At 65.2% G+C, this 20,416-nt stretch carries 17 protein-coding genes and 1 pseudogene; 14 read left to right on the top strand and 4 right to left on the bottom strand.

The window, feature by feature from the left end; genetic code table 11:
* Positions 1-257: 257 nt before the first annotated feature.
* Both AC6CHP_RS13800 and AC6CHP_RS13795 read right to left on the bottom strand, forming a co-directional pair.
* Positions 258-1,517 (bottom strand): MFS transporter, encoded by a 1,260-nt coding sequence (locus AC6CHP_RS13800; RefSeq protein ID WP_377194878.1) that lies wholly within the window; start codon positions 1,515-1,517, stop codon positions 258-260.
* The gene (locus tag AC6CHP_RS13795) at positions 1,514-1,891 is read right to left on the bottom strand and encodes a MarR family winged helix-turn-helix transcriptional regulator (RefSeq protein WP_377090857.1); all 378 of its coding nucleotides are present in this window, start codon (positions 1,889-1,891) and stop codon (positions 1,514-1,516) included. The genes AC6CHP_RS13800 and AC6CHP_RS13795 overlap by 4 nt, the downstream gene beginning before the upstream one ends.
* A 595-nt stretch (positions 1,892-2,486) precedes the next feature.
* Between AC6CHP_RS13795 and AC6CHP_RS13790 the strand changes: the two genes are divergently transcribed.
* From AC6CHP_RS13790 to AC6CHP_RS13760, 7 genes are all read left to right on the top strand, one after another.
* Positions 2,487-4,418 (top strand): beta-galactosidase, encoded by a 1,932-nt coding sequence (locus AC6CHP_RS13790; protein ID WP_498230489.1) that lies wholly within the window; start codon positions 2,487-2,489, stop codon positions 4,416-4,418.
* 11 nt (positions 4,419-4,429) lie between these two features.
* Complete coding sequence (locus AC6CHP_RS13785) at positions 4,430-5,410, top strand: ABC transporter permease (protein ID WP_104186269.1); 981 nt, start codon at positions 4,430-4,432, stop codon at positions 5,408-5,410.
* Positions 5,411-5,580: 170 nt separating this feature from the next.
* A complete protein-coding gene (locus AC6CHP_RS13780; RefSeq protein ID WP_188730919.1) occupies positions 5,581-6,450 on the top strand; it encodes a carbohydrate ABC transporter permease in 870 nt (289 codons plus the stop codon).
* Between the two features lie 6 nt (positions 6,451-6,456).
* Positions 6,457-8,091 (top strand): ABC transporter substrate-binding protein, encoded by a 1,635-nt coding sequence (locus AC6CHP_RS13775; RefSeq protein WP_188730753.1) that lies wholly within the window; start codon positions 6,457-6,459, stop codon positions 8,089-8,091.
* A gap of 48 nt (positions 8,092-8,139) precedes the next feature.
* On the top strand, positions 8,140-8,820 hold the full coding sequence (locus AC6CHP_RS13770; protein ID WP_188730752.1) for a DUF624 domain-containing protein: 681 nt from the start codon (positions 8,140-8,142) through the stop codon (positions 8,818-8,820).
* Between the two features lie 31 nt (positions 8,821-8,851).
* Entirely contained in the window at positions 8,852-9,637 is a 786-nt protein-coding gene (locus tag AC6CHP_RS13765; protein WP_188730750.1) for an alpha/beta fold hydrolase, read from the top strand.
* A gap of 100 nt (positions 9,638-9,737) precedes the next feature.
* On the top strand, positions 9,738-10,394 hold the full coding sequence (locus tag AC6CHP_RS13760; protein WP_322790420.1) for a recombinase family protein: 657 nt from the start codon (positions 9,738-9,740) through the stop codon (positions 10,392-10,394).
* Here AC6CHP_RS13760 and glsA read toward each other — a convergent pair.
* Positions 10,363-12,177 (bottom strand): glutaminase A, encoded by a 1,815-nt coding sequence (glsA, locus tag AC6CHP_RS13755; protein ID WP_188730749.1) that lies wholly within the window; start codon positions 12,175-12,177, stop codon positions 10,363-10,365. The genes AC6CHP_RS13760 and glsA overlap by 32 nt on opposite strands.
* 372 nt (positions 12,178-12,549) lie before the next feature.
* Positions 12,550-14,919 (bottom strand): glycoside hydrolase family 3 N-terminal domain-containing protein, encoded by a 2,370-nt coding sequence (locus tag AC6CHP_RS13750; RefSeq protein WP_188730748.1) that lies wholly within the window; start codon positions 14,917-14,919, stop codon positions 12,550-12,552.
* A gap of 216 nt (positions 14,920-15,135) precedes the next feature.
* Here AC6CHP_RS13750 and AC6CHP_RS13745 point away from each other — a divergent pair, with 216 nt between their 5' ends.
* The 7 genes and pseudogenes from AC6CHP_RS13745 to AC6CHP_RS13715 all read left to right on the top strand — a co-directional run bounded on the left by AC6CHP_RS13745 (position 15,136) and on the right by AC6CHP_RS13715 (position 20,357).
* Positions 15,136-16,254 carry a Gfo/Idh/MocA family protein gene (locus AC6CHP_RS13745; RefSeq protein ID WP_377194880.1) on the top strand — a complete coding sequence of 373 codons (1,119 nt, stop codon included), beginning with the start codon at positions 15,136-15,138 and terminating at the stop codon, positions 16,252-16,254.
* A 28-nt stretch (positions 16,255-16,282) separates the two neighbouring features.
* The gene (locus AC6CHP_RS13740) at positions 16,283-17,233 is read left to right on the top strand and encodes a DUF6807 domain-containing protein (RefSeq protein WP_377194881.1); all 951 of its coding nucleotides are present in this window, start codon (positions 16,283-16,285) and stop codon (positions 17,231-17,233) included.
* 2 nt (positions 17,234-17,235) lie between these two features.
* Positions 17,236-17,967, top strand: a complete 732-nt coding sequence (locus tag AC6CHP_RS13735; protein ID WP_377194882.1) for a cupin domain-containing protein — start codon at positions 17,236-17,238, stop codon at positions 17,965-17,967.
* A gap of 30 nt (positions 17,968-17,997) precedes the next feature.
* Positions 17,998-19,023, top strand: a complete 1,026-nt coding sequence (locus tag AC6CHP_RS13730) for a LacI family DNA-binding transcriptional regulator (RefSeq protein WP_188730741.1) — start codon at positions 17,998-18,000, stop codon at positions 19,021-19,023.
* A 54-nt stretch (positions 19,024-19,077) separates the two neighbouring features.
* A complete protein-coding gene (locus AC6CHP_RS13725; RefSeq protein ID WP_377194883.1) occupies positions 19,078-19,404 on the top strand; it encodes a hypothetical protein in 327 nt (108 codons plus the stop codon).
* Positions 19,405-19,453: 49 nt separating this feature from the next.
* Complete coding sequence (locus tag AC6CHP_RS13720) at positions 19,454-19,798, top strand: iron chaperone (protein ID WP_188730739.1); 345 nt, start codon at positions 19,454-19,456, stop codon at positions 19,796-19,798.
* A 47-nt stretch (positions 19,799-19,845) separates the two neighbouring features.
* Positions 19,846-20,357, top strand: a pseudogene (locus AC6CHP_RS13715) (mycothiol transferase).
* The last annotated feature ends 59 nt before the right edge of the window (positions 20,358-20,416 follow it).

Genomic DNA, 20,416 nt, shown 5'->3' with positions numbered 1-20,416 from the left:
TGCAGGAGTGCATCTCGCACCATCACTATCTGTACTGCCCGGGTTCCAGCCTTGGGTAGGGTCCCGGCGGCCACGGAAGGCATGGACCGTCAGGCGATCATTGCGTCCACTGGAATTAGACCCTCCAGGCGTTACAGCGGCGTTACTGCCGGCGGACAGCGAACGACGGCGGTGCGGGCCGCCGAAGCAGCCCCACCAGGGGTGCCTCCAGGCGAAGTCCGCAGCGCCGCCGTCGTCCGTTGCCTGGTTGCGTTGACCTAGACGGCAGGCTCGCGGCGCCGCCGGAACACCATGCGGAGGTTGTCCCGGAAGCTCAGGCTGCTCCGCCGGCTGACCACAATCACGGCGGCCACGGCCGCCAGCAGCACGATGATCCCTCCGGCCGCCACCGACCAGCGGGCGCCGAACTCCGAGCCGATCCAGCCCATGAGCGGAGCGCCCACGGCGGTTCCGCCCTGGAGCACGGCAAGGTACAGGGCCAGCACCCGCCCGCGGAACTGGGGCTCCACCGAGAGCTGGATGCTGGTGTTGCAGCTGTTCAGGAAGGTGATGGAGGCCAGGCCCACCGGGATCAGGACTGCTGCATACAGCCAGAACGACGGCGACACGCTTCCCAGGAGGGTAAAGGCACCAAGTCCGAGCGCACCGCCCAGCAGGAACCTCAGCCGCGGACCGGCCCTCCGTGCGGCAAGGAGCGCCCCGGCCAGGGTACCCACCGCCATGATGGAGCCCAGCAGCCCGAACTCGCCGGGGCCCACCCCGAACTCGGTGGTGGCCATGAGCGCATTGATGATGGGAAAGTTCATCCCGAACGCGCCGAGGATGCCCACCAGGACCATGATCAGCACCAGGTCCGGGCGGTTGCGCACGTAGCGGACACCTTCCGCCACCTGGTGCTTGCCCCTGCTGGCGGGCGCCGAGGGAGCAAGTTCGGAGGTCCGGATCCGGAACAGCGAGATGATGACCGCGCCAAAACTGGCGGCGTTAAGCAGGAACACCGGGCCGGTTCCCACCCAGGCAATCAGGACGCCGGCGATGGCAGGGCCGGTAAGCCTGGCCGTGTTGAAGGACGCGGAGTTCAGGGCCACCGCGTTGGAGATGTTGTCCTGGCCCACGAGTTCGGAGACGAAGGCCTGCCGTGAAGGGGCGTCCACGGCGCTGGCAATTCCAAGGCAGAGGGCGGCGAGGTAGGCGTGCCACAGTTCGGCGGTGCCGGTGACCACCAGCAGCCCCAGCGCCAGCCCGGTCAGGCCCATGGCCACCTGCGTCCACAGCAGGATCACCCGTTTGCGGTAGCGGTCCGCCAGCACTCCGCCATATGGTCCGAGGATCAGCATGGGAAGGAACTGCAGGCCGGTGGTGATGCCGACGGCGGCGCCGGAGTAGTTGGTGAGGACGGTCAACACCAGCCAGTCCTGGGCTATCCGCTGCATCCACGTGCCGATGTTGGACACCAGCGCGCCGCTGGCCCAGATCCGGTAGTTCCGGTTCTCCAGGGCCCGGAACATGGCGCTCATGTGCCGCTCATTTCCTGCATGATGTGCGCCGCGCGGCTGAGGATCTGCCGGTCCTCTTCGCTCAGCCCGGCCACCCGCTGTGCCAGCCATGCGGTCCGCTGGTTCCGGGCCTCGGCCAGGACTGCCCGGCCGGCGTCGGTGATGTCCACGCGGACCTGGCGCCCGTCGTCGGGGTTTGCCGCCCTGGACACGAAGCCCTGGTCCGCAAGCGCGTTGACGATCCGCGTCATGGACGGAGCCTGCACGTGCTCGCTTTCGGCAAGTGCGCGGAGGGTGCTGGGCCCGTTGCCGTTCAGGAGGGCCAGGACCGTGTACTGCCCCGGGGTGATGGCGTCACCGGTGGCCTCGACGCGGAGCCGGCGCGAGGTGCGCATGACGGCCGTGCGGAGATCTATGGCCAGGCTGTCCGGGCTGGCCGATCCGGTGGTTTTGGGGTTCTGGGTGTCGGTGGTGGTCACGCCGGGATTGCGCCTCCTGAAAATACTTAGCACTGCTAATTAGTCCTGCTAATAAGTATGCTCCTGTTCCTGATGTCCGGCAAGGAAGTGTGCCTGGACTAACAGCCTTCCTGGGCCTTCCGATACTTTCCGTGTTCATCAGGAAGGGCCGGTCCGCGCAGTTCTTTAGGCCGGACGAGGTCGTTTCAGACCAGACAATCCGCCGCTGACCTGCGCATCGTCTGCCCCAAGCGGATTTTGCCCCTCCCGCGGGAGGGCGCTTTCACTTCATATAAGACTGTTGTTATTGCTGAAACTTTACGATAGTTTCTACGTGTGATGCAGGTCGCAACGGTGGGGAGCCGGCGGCCATTTGCCTACCAAAGGACAATGATGACCAGCGAGCCTCGCGCCAGCACCCCCCGAAACCCGCCTCAAACGCCTGCACGAGAGGCTGGGCGGCATAGCCTACGGCGGGGACTACAACCCGGAGCAGTGGCCCCGCGAGGTGTGGGAAGAGGATGTCAGCCTCATGAAGGAGGCAGGGGTCAACCTGATTACGCTGGCTGTCTTTTCCTGGAGCCGGCTGGAAACCGCGGACGGCGTCTATGACTTCGGTTGGCTGGACCAGATCATGGGCCTGCTGCACGAAAACGGCATCGGCGTGGATCTTGCCACTCCTGACGCCGTCCCGCCGGCCTGGCTCGTTGCCCAGCACCCGGACATCCTTCCGGTCCTGGCGGACGGCACCACGTTCGGTTTCGGGTCCCGCCAGCACTTTGACGTCTCCCACCCCGCCTACCGCGAGAAGTCCCTGGCCATGGCCGAGAAGATGGGGGAGCGTTATGCCGGCCATCCCGCCCTCTGCATGTGGCACGTCAACAACGAATACGGACCCGTTTCCTACGGACCCCACGCGGACCGGGCCTTCCGTGAATGGCTGCAGCAGAAGTACAGCAGCCTGGACGGTCTCAACACCGCCTGGAGCACGGACGTGTGGGGCCAGGTCTACTCTGACTGGAGCCAGGTCAACGCCCCCGCCCAGCCCCGCACCTGGTCCAACCCCTCCCGGCGCCTGGACTACCACCGGTTCACGTCGGACAGCATGCTGGAGCACTACAAGGCCGAACGGGACATCCTGCGCCGGCACACCCCGGACCTGCCCATCGTCACCAACTTCATGCGCTTCTACAAGAACAACGACTACTGGGCCTGGGCCGCGGAGGAGGACGCTGCCGCCCTGGATATCTACCCGGACCCACGCGAGGAAGACGCCCACGTGGCCGCCGCCCTCAACTTCGACCTGATGCGCTCGCTCCGGAATGGCCAGCCCTGGCTGGTCATGGAACAGGCCACCGCCGCGGTGAGCCAGTGGTCCGTCAACGTCTCCAAACTCCCCGGGAAGATGCGCCTGGGCTCCTACCAGGCGATCGCGCAGGGCGCGGATTCCATCCTCTTCTTCCAGTGGCGCCAGGCCAAGGGCGGCACGGAACGCTTCCACTCCGGCATGGTCAACCACGCAGGGCCCAACACCCGTGTCTTCCGGGAAGTCTGCGAACTGGGCCGGGAACTGAAGGACCTTGGCGGCATCACCGGCACACGGTCCGCTTCCAAGGTGGCCATGGTCTTCGACTGGGACTGCTGGTGGGCCCTGGAACTGGGCAACTCGCCGCGCTCGGACCTGAACTACACCCAGGAAGTCCTCCGTCTCTACCGGCCCTTCTTCGACGCGAACATTCCGGTGGACTTCGTCAACACCGCCTCAGACCTCAGCCAGTACAGCCTGGTGGTCCTGCCGGCGTCGTACCTCCTCTCCGACGATGCCGCGCAAAGGTTCGAGGACTACGTTGCCGGCGGCGGGCGCCTGGTGGCCAGCTACCTCTCCGGCATCGTGGACCCGGACAACACCATCCGTCTGGGCGGCTACCCGGGCGCCCTCCGCAGCGTCCTGGGCGCCTGGAGCGAGGAGATGCACCCGCTGGCCGGCGAGGGTGAGGAAGTAAAGATTTCAACGGCCGACGGCGGCACGGCTTCGGCCAGTTACTGGACTGAGCACCTGCATACCGAAACAGCGGACGTCCTGGCGAGCTACGCGTCCGGACGTCTTGCCGGCTCACCCGCCGTCACCCGCAACACGTTCGGCAAAGGAACCGCCGTCTACTTGTCCGCCAGGGTGGACAGCGCCTTCCTGGAGGACCTGCTCGCGGCCGAGCGCGCTGCTGCGGGGATCCGCCCGGAACTCGACGCTCCGCCGGGAGTGCAGGTCCGTCGTCGTACCGGCAAGGGACGCAGCTATCTGCTGGTCCTGAACCACAATGACGCACCTGCCCGCGTGGACGTCAAAGCCGGCGGCGCGGACCGCCTAACCGGCAACGCCGTGCAGGGAACCGTCGAGCTCGCAGCCCACGGCGTCCTGGTGATCGAAGAACTTACAGACCCCAACCCCTCAGACACCGCCCGATAGGAGGCCCCACCATGGCCATGCGACTGGAAGTACCTCCCGAGGCGGTCACCCCGGACCCGCCCGGCACCACCCGGAACCGCCGCAACAAACCCGGCAGCTGGGGGCTGGCCCTGAAACGGGACTGGCGGCTGTACACGCTGGTGCTGCTGCCGCTGGCTTACTTCGCCGTGTTCCGTTACCTGCCGATGGCCGGCAACGTGATCGCTTTCCGGCAGTTCCAGCCAGGCGGCAGCATCTTCGGCGAGAAATGGGTGGGACTGAAGTACGTCACCCTCTTCATCAACGATCCCAGCTTCTGGCAGGCATTCCAGAACACCATCATCCTGGGCGTCCTGACGCTGCTGTTCTGCTTCCCGATGCCCATCATCTTCGCCTTGATGCTGAACGAGCTGCGCTCGCAGAAGTTCAAGAAGTTCGTCCAGACCGTGGCGTACCTGCCGCACTTCATGTCCGTGGTGATCATCGCCGGCATGATCCTGCAGAACTTCTCCATGACGGGCACGGTCAACCAGATCGCCAATACAGTGTTCGGCACCACGGTGAACTTCACCCAGGACGCCGGCTGGTTCCGGCCCATGTACATCAGCTCCGAGGTGTGGCAGACCATGGGCTGGGGCGCCATCCTCTACCTCGCCGCGCTGACCCGCGTGGACGAATCGCTGTACGAGGCCGCCCGGATTGACGGTGCCAACCGCTGGCAGCAGACCTGGCACGTGACGCTGCCGGCCATCCGGCCCACCATCATCACCCTCCTGATCCTGAACATCGGCACGTTCATGGCCGTGGGCTTCGAAAAGATCCTCCTGATCTACAACCCGCTCAACTACGCAACGTCAGATGTCATCTCCACCTACCTGTACCGGGTGGGCCTGGAGTCCAGCAACTTCAGCTATGCCGCAGCCATCGGAATGTTCGAATCCGTCATCGGCCTCACGCTGATCCTCTCCGCCAACGCCATCTCCAAGCGGCTCGCCGGAACGAGCCTGTGGTGAAAGGGCCAACCATGAAGGGCGAAACCATGAACCAGGCCGGCACCACTGAAAGTTCCAGCACCGCGCCGGGCACCGCGGGGGAGGAAGGCTCCGGCAGTAGGCCCGCCGGCGCCAAGCCCCGCTTCCGCGCCGGGCGCAGCCCCAAGGAAACCGGGGTGCTGCTCAAGGACATGAAGGTCTCCCGCGGCATGCGCGTGTTCAGGATGTTCAACCTGGTCTTCCTGCTGGTGGTGGTGTTCCTGACGCTTTACCCGTTCATGAACATCATCGCCCAGAGCTTCTCCAGCGAAGGGTTCATCAACGCGGGCCAGGTCAACCTGTTCCCCATGGGGTTCAATACCGAAACGTACAAGCTGATCCTCGCCGACTCCACTTTCTGGAACAACTACGGCAACACGGTCCTGTACACGGTGGTGGCAACGGCCATCTCCATGGTCCTGACCACCAGCTTCGCCTACGCCATCGCCAAGAAGGACCTGAAAGGCCGCAGCGTGTTTATTGGCATCGCGGTGTTCACCATGTTCTTCAACGGCGGCCTCATCCCCAACTACGTGCTGATCAGCTCGCTGGGCATGCGGGACACCCTGTGGGCCGTGGTGCTGCCCAATGCCATCAGCGTCTTCAACCTGCTCATCATGAAGTCGTTCTTCGAAAACATGCCCCGCGAACTGGAGGAAGCCGCCGCCATTGACGGGCTTACCCAGTACGGTGTGCTGTTCAAGGTGGTCCTTCCCCTGAGCAAGGCCATCGTGGCAACCATGGTGCTGTTCTACGCCGTAGCCAACTGGAACTCCTGGTTCCAGGCCTTCCTCTACCTGGACAATCCGGACCTGTTCCCGGTGACCATCTACCTCCGCAACATGATCGCCGGGGTCACCACCGCCGACTCTGCCGGCGGCACGGCGGAGAACCTCGGCCAGATCGCGGCGAACATCCAGTCGGTCACCATCGTCCTCACCGTCATTCCCATCTTGTGCATCTACCCCTTTGTCCAGAAGTACTTCTTCACGGGCGTCATGCTCGGTTCCGTCAAGGAATAACCCCTTATGAAAGGAAAACCCATGATCCGCAGACGAGAGTTCCTGGGCCTCTCCGCCCTCGCCGCGTTCGGCCTGGTGGCGGCAGGCTGTGACTCCGATTCAGGCACCAAGGTGGACACCTCCAAGGCCCGCACCGGAGCCATGGACAGCTTTGGGGTGGGGGATACGTTCAAGGCGACGGCGCCGGTGAGCTTCACCTTCCTCTTCAGCGACCAGCCCTCGTACCCGTTCAAGAAGGACTGGCTGCTGTTCACCCAGATGGCCACCGCGAACAACGTCACGCTGGAACCCACCATCGTGCCGAGCAGCGATTACGAGCAGAAGCGCAGCCTGCTGATCAGCTCGGGCAACGCCCCGGAAATCATCGCCAAGACCTACCCGGGCCAGGAGAGCGCGTACGTCTCGTCCGGGGCGGTCCTGCCGGTCAGCGACTACGTGGACCTGATGCCGCACTTCCAGGACAAGGTGAAGAAGTGGAAGCTCGAGCCGGAGATCGCCGGACTCACGCAGGAGGACGGCAAGTACTACGTGCTGCCCGGGCTGCATGAGGAGCTGTGGCCGGACTACACCCTGGCCTTCCGCACCGACATCCTGGAGAAGGAAGGAATCGCGGATCCAAAGACCTGGGACGAGTTCCGCGAGGTGCTGCGCAAGCTGAAGAAGGCCTATCCGGACGTGGTGCCGTTCTCTGACAGGTTCAACGGCAACAGCGTGCTGAACATCGCCGGCAACGCGTTCGGCACGGTGGCGGGCTGGGGACTGGTGGACGGGCTGAACTTCGACGAGGACAAGAAGGAATTCGAGTTCGCCGCCGGCACCTCCAGGTTCAAGGAACTGGTGACCTACTTCAATTCCCTGGTGTCCGAGGGCCTGATGGACCCCGAAAGCTTCACGCAGACGGACGATTCGGCCATCCAGAAGTTCACCTCCGGCAAGTCGTTCGTCATCAGCGCGAACTCGCAGAACATCATCACCTACCGCACGTCCATGGAGCAGTCGCTGGGCAAGGGCAACTTCACCGTCCGCAAGATCACGGTCCCCGGTGGCCCAGCGGGGGACCTCATCGGCGGCTCGCGGCTGGAGAACGGCATCATGCTCAACTCGTCCGTGAAGGACAAGGACACGTTCGTGGCGCTCATGCAGTACATCGACTGGCTCTTCTACAGCGATGCCGGGCAGGAGTTCTCGAAATGGGGCGTGGAAGGCACCACGTTCAGCAAGGAAGGCGGGAAGCGCGTCCTCGCCAAGGACATCAATTTCCAGGGACTCAACCCGGCCGGCACCAAGGACCTGCGGGTGGAATACGGATTCTCCGGCGGCAACTTCGCGTACGGCGGCACCACGGACCTGCTCCACTCCACCTTCAATGAGGAGGAGCTCGCGTTCCAGGAGGCCATGAAGAGCAAGACCCCGAAGCCGGTGTCCCCGCCCGTGCCGTTCAGCGACGTGGACCGCGAGCAGGCCACCTTGGTGCTCACCCCGCTGAAGGACCACGTCAAGCAGAACACCCTGAAGTTCATCACGGGGCAGCGGAGCCTGGGCGAGTTCGACGCCTACCTCAAGGAACTGGACAGCAAGGGCATGTCCAAATACGTAGAGTTGGCGAACAAGGCGTACACGGCTTACGCAGATAAGAAGTAGGAAGTACGACGGCGCCGGCCGCCTTTGCCGGCAACCGAAAGGCAGTGCGTGGTTCAGAAAAAAGCGGAATACGGTGCCGGCCCCCTCTTCAGGGTGGCCGGCGCCGTGGCCGGCGTGATGATGGGCCACGCGCTGCTGGTGCTTGCCAACGTGCTGCTGGTGGTAACGCCACTGCTGGGCAACTGGCTCCTGGTGCTGCTGGCCTTCGTCCCGGTTGGCCCGTCCCTGGTGGCTGCCATGTACGCGTTCAACCGGCTGCTTGCCGGCCATGACACCGGGGTGTTCCGTGACTTTGTGCGGGGCTACCGGATGAACTTTGTGCAGGCCCTGGTGGTGTGGCTGCCATACCTGCTGGTGCTGGCCGTGGTCACCTTGAACCTGGCCGGCCTGCCACTCATCCCCGGCGCCGGACCCGGCGCGGAACCCGCCATCCGGGTGGCGCTGCTGGTCCTGGCGCTCCTGGTGGCAACGGCGGCACTGAACGCCTTGCTGCTGCTGTCCCGGTTCACCTTCCCCGTCCGGGACATCTACCGGCTGTCGCTGTACGGCTTCGGTGCGCAGAAGAGGGTGGCGCTGGGCAACGCCGGCATCCTGTTTGTGGCTGCCTTCCTGCTGCTGATGTCCACCACCTACTTGATGCTGGTGGTTGCCGGGGCCCTGGTGTTCCTGGTGTGCCTCAACTCCCGGCCGCTGCTGCGGTTCATCGAGGACAGGTTCACCAAACGCTGAGGGATCAAACTGTGCCTGTAGGCTCTGGTCCGTGATTGCTCAAGTCTTAGGAGAAGGCCTTCCGCTCGTAGTAATCCACGGATTCGGCGTTGATCATCGGGTCATGCTTCCGTTGGAGGACGCCCTTGATGGCTCCGGGTGGCGACGGATCTATATCGACCTACCGTGGGCCGCGGGAAACGCTGACACGAATGTCTCCAGCGCAGACCACGTCGCGCAAAGCGCTCTGAACGATATCCATAAGTGTCTTGGAGACCGGCCGTTCGCCGTGATCGGCAACTCCTTCGGAGGCATGATTTCCCGGCACATAGCCCACGTGCTTCGGGATCAGGTTCTTGGCTTGGCTACTCTTGCGGGCGTGTACGAGCCGACCCATCAGGCTCGCAGCCTTCCCCGCCGGCAGGTTGTCCGGGAGGACCCGTCTGTCCTGGCTTTGGCTGGCCACGTGCGGGAGGACTACGAGGAAATGACCGTCGTCCAGAGTCAGGCCACGCTGGAGGCATTTACCCGGTATGTCCTTCCTGGTCTTCGCGGAGCGAACCAAGCAATCCTCGAACGAGTGGCGGCGGAGTACGCGCTCTCTGTCGAACCCGAGGTGGCACACCCTGCTCCCTTTGAGGCACCCTCGTTGCACCTTTTCGGGCGTCAGGACCACGTGACTGGCTACGAGGATGGGTGGAAACTGCGCAGCCACTATGTCCGGGGCACCTACGCGGTACTCGACGCCGCTGGCCATAATGCCCATCTCGAACGCCCGGACCTTACTGCCGCGCTGGTGAAAGATTGGCTCGCGCGGACCAGGGCGTCTGCCCAGTGAAGATCGGCTATCGGGCGCCAGAGGTGACATTCAGCGCTGCGATTCACAGCTGGACAGCCAGGCCGTTCTGTGGGAAAGGCCTTGGAGATGAGAAGCCCCCATGGCTGCACATCGTATCGGCTACGTCAGAGTGTCCACGCGCGACCAGAACCTTGATCTACAGTTGGCCGCCTTTAGGGGTGCGGGATGCGATCGCGTCTTTGAAGACACAATGAGCGGGACCAAGGCTGGCCGCCCCGGTCTCGCCGGAGGCCTGAACAGGCGGGGCATTGGCTTTGTCAGTCTCACCGACTCGATCGACACCACCACCGCCTCCGGACGCTTCTTCTTCATCGTCATGGCTTCCCTGGCGCAGATGGAACGCGAGCTTATGGTCGAACGCACCCAGGCAGGCCTACAGGCAGCGCGCGAACAGGGCCGGCTCGGCGGACGCAAACGCATTATGACGGAGGCCAAGATCCGCTCCGCCCGGCAGCTCCCCAGCCAGGGAACGACATCAACAGTCCTCTGCACTCGGCCCGTTCTCTTCACCGCCGCTGCACGATGCCGACGACATACCTGCCGCTCCGCTGGCACACTAGGGGCGCCGGGACGTCGCTCTGGAGCGTCTTCCGGTACTCAACCAAGGCTATGGGACGGAGGCAGGCCGCGACTGGGAAGGCGAGTGGATCGTTGCCGTAGTGATGGGTATGCTCCCGTCCGACCTGCGCCGATAGTCACAGGAATCAGTCCCGGATCCGTACTGCCGTTTCCCTGAGATAAAGGTCCACCCGGGTGTATGCGTCTCGGGTCAGGGCTTTCCACAATTCGAGCGCAAGCCGCTCATCCTCCGACTCCAATCGCGATATCGCGTCTGCCGTGAGGAGTTTGATGGTGACCTTCCCTGTGGCCTTCACCGTGGTTTCCTGCCGATCATCGCTGCCCAGCGCAAGTTCTCCGAAGGTCATCCCCGCACTCAGGGTAGTCAGTTTCACCCGGTGCCCGGTGGGACCGAGCACCGACGTGGTGACGCCGCCGGACAGGATGAAAAACACTCCACCGAAGGATTGACCGATGCGGCGGATGACGTCGCCGTCGTTGTAGGTTCGGTCTTCCATCCGGTCGGCGAGCTTTTGGATGTCCTCATCGCTGAGCGGACTCAGGGCGGGGCACTGCGCGATGTTGACCCGACTTGGCAAATCCAGCTCGGTGCCATAGGTCTCGATGAGCCGGTTCTCGCACCATTCGACAGCTGCCGTCCGTGTGTCAAAAGTCGGGACGTCACGGTCGACGTCCCGGAAAGCATCGGCGAGCGTACCTTCCGCATCTATCAGCACCAGCTCCCGGCCATCAGCGACGAGGTTCTCACGAACCTCGGCAAGGAGGCGCATCGATACGTCCGCAACCTCGTCCACACGACGCAAGTCGAGGATGATGAGCTCCACTTCATCGTTCAGACTGCTCAGTTCCCGGACCATCGACTCCGTGCCGGCGAAAAGGAGGTCGCCGTTCAGTTCAACCACACGGGCGCGGTGACCATGGTCGCGGAGGAGATCCATAGCCTCGTCACCACGGCGGATACCCGAGGGAGCAGCCGAGATGTCGTAGCTCGAGCGAATTGCGGACTTGCCGACACGTGCCGCGCGGACAAAATGGAGCTCCATATCCTGCGAAAGCCGCTGGCTCGTTGCGATGCCGCGCACGCTGCTGCCGTGCTCGTCGAGCGGCGGGGAATAGACAGCCAGGCCCACCTGTCCGGGGAGTACGGAGATGGTCCCGCCCCCGACTCCACTCTTCGCAGGCATCCCGACGGTACTGATCCAGGATCCGGCGTCGTCATACATTCCGCAGGTGGTCATGACCGAGAGGACCCGCTCCACCGGCAAGATCTCCATCACCTGTTTCCCGGTCATGGGGTTCCGGCCGCTGTTGGCAAGGGTTGCCGCCATGAGGGAGAGGTCCAAACAGTTCACCAGGACGGAACACTGCCGGAAATAGTCTTCGATGACCGGCACCGGGTCATTCTCGATGATATTGAAGGACCGCAACAGGTACGCCAGTGCCCGGTTCCGGTGACCATGCTCCAGTTCCGAGGCGAAGATCTCCTCGTCGATGGACAGTTCTCTTCCTGCGAAGGCCGAGTACGTGTTGACGATGCGCTTGATCCGGGTGATGCCGCCCGACGCTTTGATCAGAGAGGTTGCCGTGAGGGCACCTGCGTTGATCATTGCGTTCGCCGGCCGTCCTGTCCCTTCGGCGAGGGAAATCTCGTTGAAGGAATCCCCCGAAGGCTCGACGTCAACCTTCTCGTCCACCTTGTCCAGGCCAAGGTCCGCCAGTGCCAGACCGTAGGTGAAGGGCTTCGAGATGGACTGGATGCTGAACTCTTCCCGGGTGTCCCCGATCTCGTAGACATAACCGTCCACTGTTGTGAGGCAGATCCCGAAGTTGTCAGGGTTGACGTTCGCCATGGCCGGAATAGTGCTGTACGGCTTTCCGTCCTTCAGTTCCGAAATCTCCCGATGAATCCGCGCCAGGTAGCCTTCGATTGGAGATTCCATAAGGGCAACACTATGGGGAGGTATGCGCGGTGCTCAATTCCGTATTATTCAGCGCTTCCTACGGCTGTGCATGATGAGCGAGAGGGCGTGACTGGCTCACGCCTCGCCTGTTCGATCCGCTTGGCATTCAGAACCCGCAATGGGCACCGGTGCCCGTTGGGTTGGATCATCGGAGGGAGCGGATTGGAACTCCGCACAGAAGAGCTAGCACGGATAGGCCGTCTGCTTCATGGCGTCTGGACGGCAAGTATGGGCAATACGTGGTCATCGATGAGGCGCAGGAGGCAGCAGTGACTATCACTGCGCACGAAGAGTCACGCGATGGCGCCTCGCGGAACTTGCCCACGCGGCGATCAGAGACGTGTGCATGGGCTAACTACCGTGCTGGGTGATCCTCACCGGCGTCAGCATTTCGCGGTCGAAACCCACCACGCGGCGCTCGCCGTGAAGGATCACTTCATGGGTGTAGACGTCCTGCGTGCTTGAGGTGGCCACGTGCAGTTTCACCAGACCGGGCGTGACCACGCGCTTCAGGTCCACGCCGGTGAAGGACGTGCGGTCCGCGTGCACGGTGAACTCGACCCTTGCCGAGGACCTGGCCGCGAGTTCCACCCGGGCAAATCCGATCAGCTCCCGCACCGGCCGGACCACCTCGCCCACCGGATCCTCCAGGTAAAGCTGCACCACCTCCGCCCCGTCAACGGGCCCGGTGTTGGTGACCGTGCAGCTCACGGTGACCGCTTCCGCCGTCGACATCGCAGGGGCGCCGGCCACGTGGTCCGAGAACCCGAACCTTGTATAGGACAGCCCGTGGCCGAAGCCGAACAGCGGCGACGGGTCCAGGGCGCTGACGCCGGACGGGCCGGCCAGCCGGCTGCGCAGGTAGGTGCCGGGCTGCCCGCCGGGGGTGCGCGGAACGGACACCGGTAGTTTGCCGGAAGGATTGACGACGCCGGTCAGCGCGTCCCAGAGCGCCTCGCCGCCCTCCTCGCCGGGGAAGAAGCCCTGGATGATGGCGCCGGCGCGGTCCACGAAGTCCCCGAGCGCGTAGGGCCGGCCGCTGAGGACCACCACGACGGTGCGCGTCCCCGCAGCCTCGGCGGCCGCCAGTACGCGGTCAAGCATGCGGTGCTGGTCACCCGGGAGCCGGAGGTCGGCGGCGTCGTTTCCTTCCCCGGACGTGCCGCGGCCGAAGAGGCCGGCGTTGTCGCCCACGGCGATCACGCAGGTGTCCGCCCCGGCAGCGATAGTGCACGCCTCCTCGATCTGTTCCTCCGTGATGGTCTCGCAGGTGCCGGTCGCGGCGCTGCGGACGGACCCGAAACGGGAGGCAGCAGCGTCAGCGACGGTGGGAATGCGGATGCCCATTGGCACGTCAGGATGCGAGGCACCAACGTGGGCGTCGAAGGAATAGCAGCCCAGCATTGCGAAAGGGTCCTGTGCCAGCGGCCCCACGACGCCGAGGAGACCGCTCAAGGTGCCGGGCAGCGGCAGCGCGGGGCCGCCGTCGTGCGTCCTGTTGCTCAGCAGCACCAGCGACTGTGCTGCGATCTCCCGCGCCAGCTCGCGGTTCACCGCGGGGTCAAGGTTGATGGTTCCGGCGGCAAGTGCCGGGGGAGCGGGGTTGAAGTCCGGGGACAGCAGTCCGGCCTCCTGCTTCTGGGTCAGTACGCGCCGCAGCGCGGTGTCCACCAGCGACTCGGCAACTGCGCCCCCGCGGACCCGTTCCTGCAGCGGCATGCCGTAGCAGTTCACCGTGGGCAGTTCCACGTCCACGCCGGCGGTCAGGGCAAGGGCGGCGGCTTCGCCGGAATCGGCGGCTACGCCGTGGGTGACGTTGAGGAAGGCAACGCCGAAGTAGTCGGCCACCACCGTCCCGGCAAAGCCCCACTCGTCGCGGAGCAGGGAGGTAAGGAGCGCACGGTTGGCGGCCGCCGGGAGGCCATCCGTATCCGTGTAGGCGTGCATCACGGAACGGGCTCCGCCGTGCTTGATGGCCAGTTCGAACGGCGGCAGCATCACATCGGCCAGCTCCCGCGGGCCCATGGACACCGGGGCGTGGTTGCGGCCGGCGCGGGACGCGGAGTAGCCAACGAAGTGCTTGAGGGTGGCCACGATCCCTGCCCCCTCCAGGCCCTCCACGTAGGAGCTGGCCAGGATGCCCACCAGGTACGGGTCCTCGCCGATGGTCTCTTCCACCCGGCCCCAGCGCAGGTCGCGCACCACGTCCAGCACAGGGGCAAGGCCCTGGTGGACGCCGAGCTGCCGCATCTGGTCCCCGATCAGGCCAGCCATCTGCCGGACAAGGGCGGGGTTGAAGGTGGCGCCCCAGGCCAGGGGCACCGGGAACGCCGTGGCCTTCCATGCAGCCAGGCCCGCGAGGCATTCCTCATGGACCTGCGCGGGGATGCCGAAGCGGGAGGCTGCCATGATCTGTTCCTGCGCGGCCGCCAGCCGGCGGGCACCCTCCAGCGGCTCCACGGGGACGGTGCCGTACATGCGGGTGATCTGTCCCAGGCCGTGGGAGATCACTTCCTCCCAGGAACGGCCATCACCGGCCATCTCGCTTTGCAGGGGAGCCACGGAGTCGCCGTCCGTTGAGGCATTGACCCAGACGCCGGCCAGCTGCGCCAGCTTCTCTTCCAGCGTCATCTCACGGATCAGGCGTTCGACGGCGTCGCTGCCGCCGGCCGGAACGCTGTCCTGGCGTAATGCTTGCTTCTCGGCGGCACCGCTAGTCACGGGCTTCTCCTAGGGATCGTGTGTGTTTCTCTGAAACTATCAGAAACTTATTACAACTTTCTAGGTCCAAAATCCTTGACGGGGGATCAATAAGCTCCATACGGTTGATTGCAGGCGCGGAAAGAAGCTCAACCTTGTGTTCGAAACTTCTGTATTTGCCTTAGAAAGTTTCGAATCCTTTACGGCAACAACATTTACTGCAACGACGGAGAAATCATGCGGACGTACAGAGTGGCCATCGTGGGAACCGGCGGGATAGCGGCGGTGCACGCGGACAACCTTGCCCGGACAGGCGGGAGGGCGGAGCTCGTGGCTGCATGCGATGTGGACCAGGGCAGGCTGGACGCCTTCGCCGGCCAGCACGGCATTGAGGGCAGGTACCTCGCTCTCGCCGACCTGCTGGCCGGGGCCAAACCGGACATCGTGCATCTCTGCACCCCGCCCATGTTCCATATCGACCAGGCCATCGAGTGCCTGGAGGCGGGCGTCCACGTCCTGTCCGAGAAGCCGCCGGCGCTTAGCCTCGCTGACTTTGACCGGCTGGAGAAGGCGCAGGCAAAGGGTGGTGCACAGTTCTCCTGCGTCTTCCAGCACCGCTTCGGCGATGCGTCGGCGGCTGCCAGGGAACTGATCGGAGCCGCGGAATTCGGCCGTCCTCTGGTGGCCCGCTGTGACACGCTCTGGTACCGGCCGGACAGCTACTGGGACCTGCCCTGGCGCGGCACCTGGAACGCCGAAGGCGGCGGACCCACCATGGGCCACGGCATCCACCAGTTCGATCTTCTCCTGCACCTGCTGGGCCCGTGGGCGGAAGTCACCGCCATTGCCACCCGGCAGGACCGTGCCACCTCCACCGAGGACCTGTCCGCGGCGCTGGTCCGGTTTGAAAACGGCGCGGTGGCCACCATCGTCAACTCGCTGCTGTCACCCCGGGAAACCTCGGACATCAGGATCGACTGCGAGTTCGCCACCGTGGAACTGAGCCACCTTTACGGCTACAGCACCGACAACTGGACCATCACGGCCGCCCCCGGCCACGAAGAACAGGTCAACAACGCGTGGACAGGGCAGCCGCTGGAACGGGGGAGCGGGCACTCGGCGCAGTTCCTGGCCATGTATGACGCGCTCGACGCCGGGCGTCCCCTCCCAGCCGACGCCGACTCTGCACGGCAGACGCTGGAACTTGCCGCCGCCATCTACGCCTCCGCCTTCACTGGCACCGCGGTCCGGCGCGGCGACATCGTCCCCGGCCATCCGTTCTACGCCGGCATGGACGGCGAAGGACTGGGCGCCGTAGTGCTGGATGCCACCGCACTCCGCGCCGCCCGCGCCTGACAATCCACACCTTTCAAGGAGACTCCTTATGACCACCCCCGCAGCCACCACGACCCGCCAGCTGGCCGTCCTGGACGACGGCGCCGCCCTGAGCTTCAGCGCCTACGGCCGGACCATCGCCACCTATACCTACAAGCCCACCGACGACCAGTACGAAAGCCCCCGGCCGTTCTTCCACCCGCTCACCACCCTGGACGGCGACGAGGTCACCATTTCGCGCCCGTGGGACCACGTCTGGCACAAGGGCCTGTCCTGGGCCCTGCCCAACGTGGGAAAGCACAATTTCTGGGGCGGCGCCACCTACACCCGCGCCACCGAGTACGCGAACCTGGACAACAACGGCGCCATGACCCACCAGGCATTCGCGGCGGTCAATGAGACTGAAACCGGGATCACGGCGTCGGAATCCCTTACCTGGACCTCCCAGGACGGCGAGCCGGTCATCGCGGAGAACCGCCGTTTCAGCATCCGGCTCCTGGACGCCGAAGGCACGGAGGGCGCCTACGCCATCCTGTTCGAGTCCGAAATGAGCAACATTTCCGGCGAGGTCATCACCATCGGAAGCCCCACCACCGAGGGCCGGGACAACGCCGGCTACGGCGGGCTGTTCTGGCGCGGCCCGCGGTCCTTTACCGGCGGTGAGTTCCGCAGCCCGGAGGGAACCGGCGGGGACGAGTTCATGGGAACCCGCTCACCGTGGATCGCCTTCACCGGGAAGCATGACGACACATGCCGGTCCTCCACCATCCTCTTCACGGAGGACAGCACCAACCCGGGCGCCCCCGCCCAGTGGTTCGCCAGGTCATCGATGTTCGCGTGCTTGGGCTCCGCCCCGTTCTTCAGCCGGGAAGTGCCGCTGGAGGAAGGCTCACCGCTGACCTACCGTTACGCCGTGGTGATCGCCGACGGCGCGGTCGACGAGGCGCGTGCCGGGGCCCTGGCCGGGGCGGCGCAGCAGGCACTGGAAAGCTGGGCATAGCGGTGGCGTCCACTTTCCCCGGGGCCACCGGACTGTCCGAGGTCACCATCTATGACTGGCCCGGCGCGGACGGCTGCGCCGGCGGTTCACCGCACATGCACACCGCCTCCACGGAAGCTTATGTGGTGCTGGAAGGCACAGGCCGGCTGGAGACCCTGAACTCGGACGGCTTCACCTCCACGCCGCTGGAGCCCGGGGTGGTGTTGTGGTTCACCCCCGGAACGGTGCACCGCGCCGTCAATGACTCGGGCGATCTCAAGGTCCTGGTGGTGATGCAGAACGCCGGGCTGCCGGAAAACGGGGACGCCGTCATGACGTTCCCGCCCGAGCACCTCACGGACGCCGAATCGTACGGAAGGGCCGCCGCCCTGGAGATCAAGGACGCCGACGCCGGACTGGCCGAAGGGGAAGAGGCGGCCCGCCGTCGTCGTGATTTGGCGCTGGAAGGGTACTTTGCGCTGAAAGCCGCCGTGATTGAGTCCGGGCCCGCGGCCCTCGCGGAGTTCCATGCCACGGCTACCCGCCTGGTGGCTCCCCGGACCGCAGCCTGGGCCGAGGTGCTGGCTGGAGGCGCAGCGGAGCAGGCGGAGAACACCCGGCAGCAGCTGGCCTCTCTGGACGCGGCGGAAAGTTTCTACCTGGGCAAGGCGCGGACTACCATGGGGCAACGGAAGAATCGCAGGGTTTACGGCATGTGCGGCCACATCCAGACGTGGGAACTTTCCGATAGCTAAGCCGGGCGCTGTCCCGGCCGAAAGGACGGCTTGGTGAGCAAGCAGGACACGGGACGCGCCACGATCAGTGAGATTGCCCGCGAAGCCGGGGTATCCGTTCCCACTGTTTCCAAGGTGCTGAACGGGCACGCCCATGTGGCGGCGGAGACCCGGGCCCGGGTTGAGGAGATCATTGCCCGGCGTGACTATGCCCGGCGCCCGGCCAAGCAGCGGAAGAAGGCCGGGCTGGTGGACCTGGTGTTTCCGGGAATGGGCTCCGAATGGGCCCTGGAAATCATCGAGGGCGTTGAGCGCGTGGCGCAGCTTGCCGGCTACGGCACGGTGGTGAGCAGCCTCAGCCTGGACGGCTCGCGCATCCGCCCGTGGCTGGCGAACGTTGCCGAGCGGAAGTCGGACGGCCTGCTGATGGCGGTTTACCAGCTGGACGCCAAGCAGATCCAGCGGATCAAGTCGCTCGGCATCCCGGTGGTGCTGATTGATCCGGTGGGGCAGCCCGGCCCGGACCTGATGACGGTGGGCGCAGCCAACTGGGACGGCGGGTACTCGGCCACGCAGCACCTGCTGCAGCTGGGCCACAAGCGGATCGGCATGATTGGCGGCCGCGAGGACCTGCAGTGCAGCAGCGCGCGCGAAGACGGCTACAGCTCCGCGCTGCGCCGGGCAGGGATTGAGGTGGATCCTGCACTGATGGTTCCCGGCGACTTCTCCATCGAGTCCGGCGAGGCCGCCACCCGAAAACTGCTGCAGCTGGAGGACCGGCCCACCGCGATCTTCACCGGCAACGATGATCAGGCGCTGGGTGCCTACCGGGCGGCGCGCGCGGCTGGGCTGAGCGTCCCCGAAGACCTGTCCATCGTGGGGTTTGACGACATCCCCGCGGCCGAGTGGGTGGAGCCGGGGCTGACCACAGTCCGGCAGCCCGTGGTGCAGATGGCCGAGACGGCCATGCGCGCCCTGCTCCGCCACCTGGACGGGGACGAGGAACTGCCCCAGCGGATCGAGCTGGGAACCGAGCTGGTGGTGCGCGGCTCCACGGCCCCACCGCGCAAGGGCTGACCAGCCGCGGCGGCAGGTCTGTTGCCGGCGGCCCAACGCCCATAGGGTGGGGCCATGGCTGATACATTCCCGTCCCTGATTGAAGCATTCAAGAACATTGGCGTCTCCAAGGCGTACGGTTCCCCGGTCCAGATCGGAGGGGAAGAGGTCATTCCAGTGGCGCTGGTGTCCTTCGGCTTTGGCGGTGGCGGCGAAGCCGGGCCGGACGGTGCCTCCGGCGGCGGTGGAGGCGGAATGGTGCTGCCGCTGGGTGTGTACCGGAACGTCGGCGGGCAGGTGTCCTTCCGGCCCAACACCGTGGTGGCACTGGTTTGCCTGTTGCCAGTCATTTCGGCCGTCGGGGCGGCGGTGCGTAAGGCGATCCGGGCTGCGAAAGCGTAGCGCGAAAGCCCGGCGTCGCCGGGCGTACGCCCGGGTCTAGACTGTCCGCATGGGTGACGTTGCCGATTCCCTTGCCGCCATGGCTGAGCCTGAACGCGGCTGCCTGCAGCGGGTTATCGCGGCCGCGCAGCGCATCGTCCCGGACGCCGAGGAAGGCCGAAGCTACGGGATGCCTGCCCTGAAGCTGGACGGCAAACCGCTGATCGGCGTGGTGGCAGCCGCCAAACACCTGTCCATCTTCCCGTTCTCGCCCGAGGTGGTGGACGCCGTCGCACCCAGGCTGGAGGGCTTCTCACTGTCCAAGGGCACAGTCCGCTTCACCCCGGACCATCCCGTCCCCGAGGACGTGGTGGAGGAGATGGTCCGGCTGCGGCGGGCGGAGATCCGGAAATAACGCAGGGGTCCACGCGTCCCTTAGGGAAGAGAAGCAGGAAGGGAACCGTGAAAACCAACGAACTGCTGCTGGACGCCTTTGGCCGGGTCCGGGAGACCTTGGAGGCTACCCTTGAAGGGCTCGACGGCGGGACGCTGGCCCAGCGGCCAGGCGGCACCGGCAACTCGATCGCCTGGCTGGCCTGGCACCTGGGCCGCGTGGAGGATGCGCAGGTGGCGGACGTCGCCGGCCGCGAGCAGGTGTGGACCGCGCAGGATTTTGTGGGCCGCTTCGGCCTGCCGTTGCCCCGGAAATACACCGGCTACGGCCATTCCAGGGAGCAGGTGGACGCCGTGCACGTTGAGGCGGGACTGCTCCTGGACTACTACAACGCCGTCCACCGGCAGACCGTGGACTTCCTGGAGACCCTCGGTGACGGCGACCTTGACCGCGTCGTCGACACGCGCTGGGACCGCCCGTCACGCTCGGCGTGCGGCTTGTCAGCACCCTCGCCGACTGCCTCCAGCACGTGGGACAGGCCGCGTACGCCAGGGGCCTGAAACCGCCGCAGGACGAGTAAAAATCCCCTATTTCCGTGGGCGCAATTCGGTTCCATAATGGCCTCGTAGGCTTCGGGGA

The organism is Pseudarthrobacter sp. GQ63, assembly GCF_059758765.1.
Note: the sequence above shows the minus strand (reverse complement) of the source record. Positions and strands in the feature narration are given on the sequence as shown.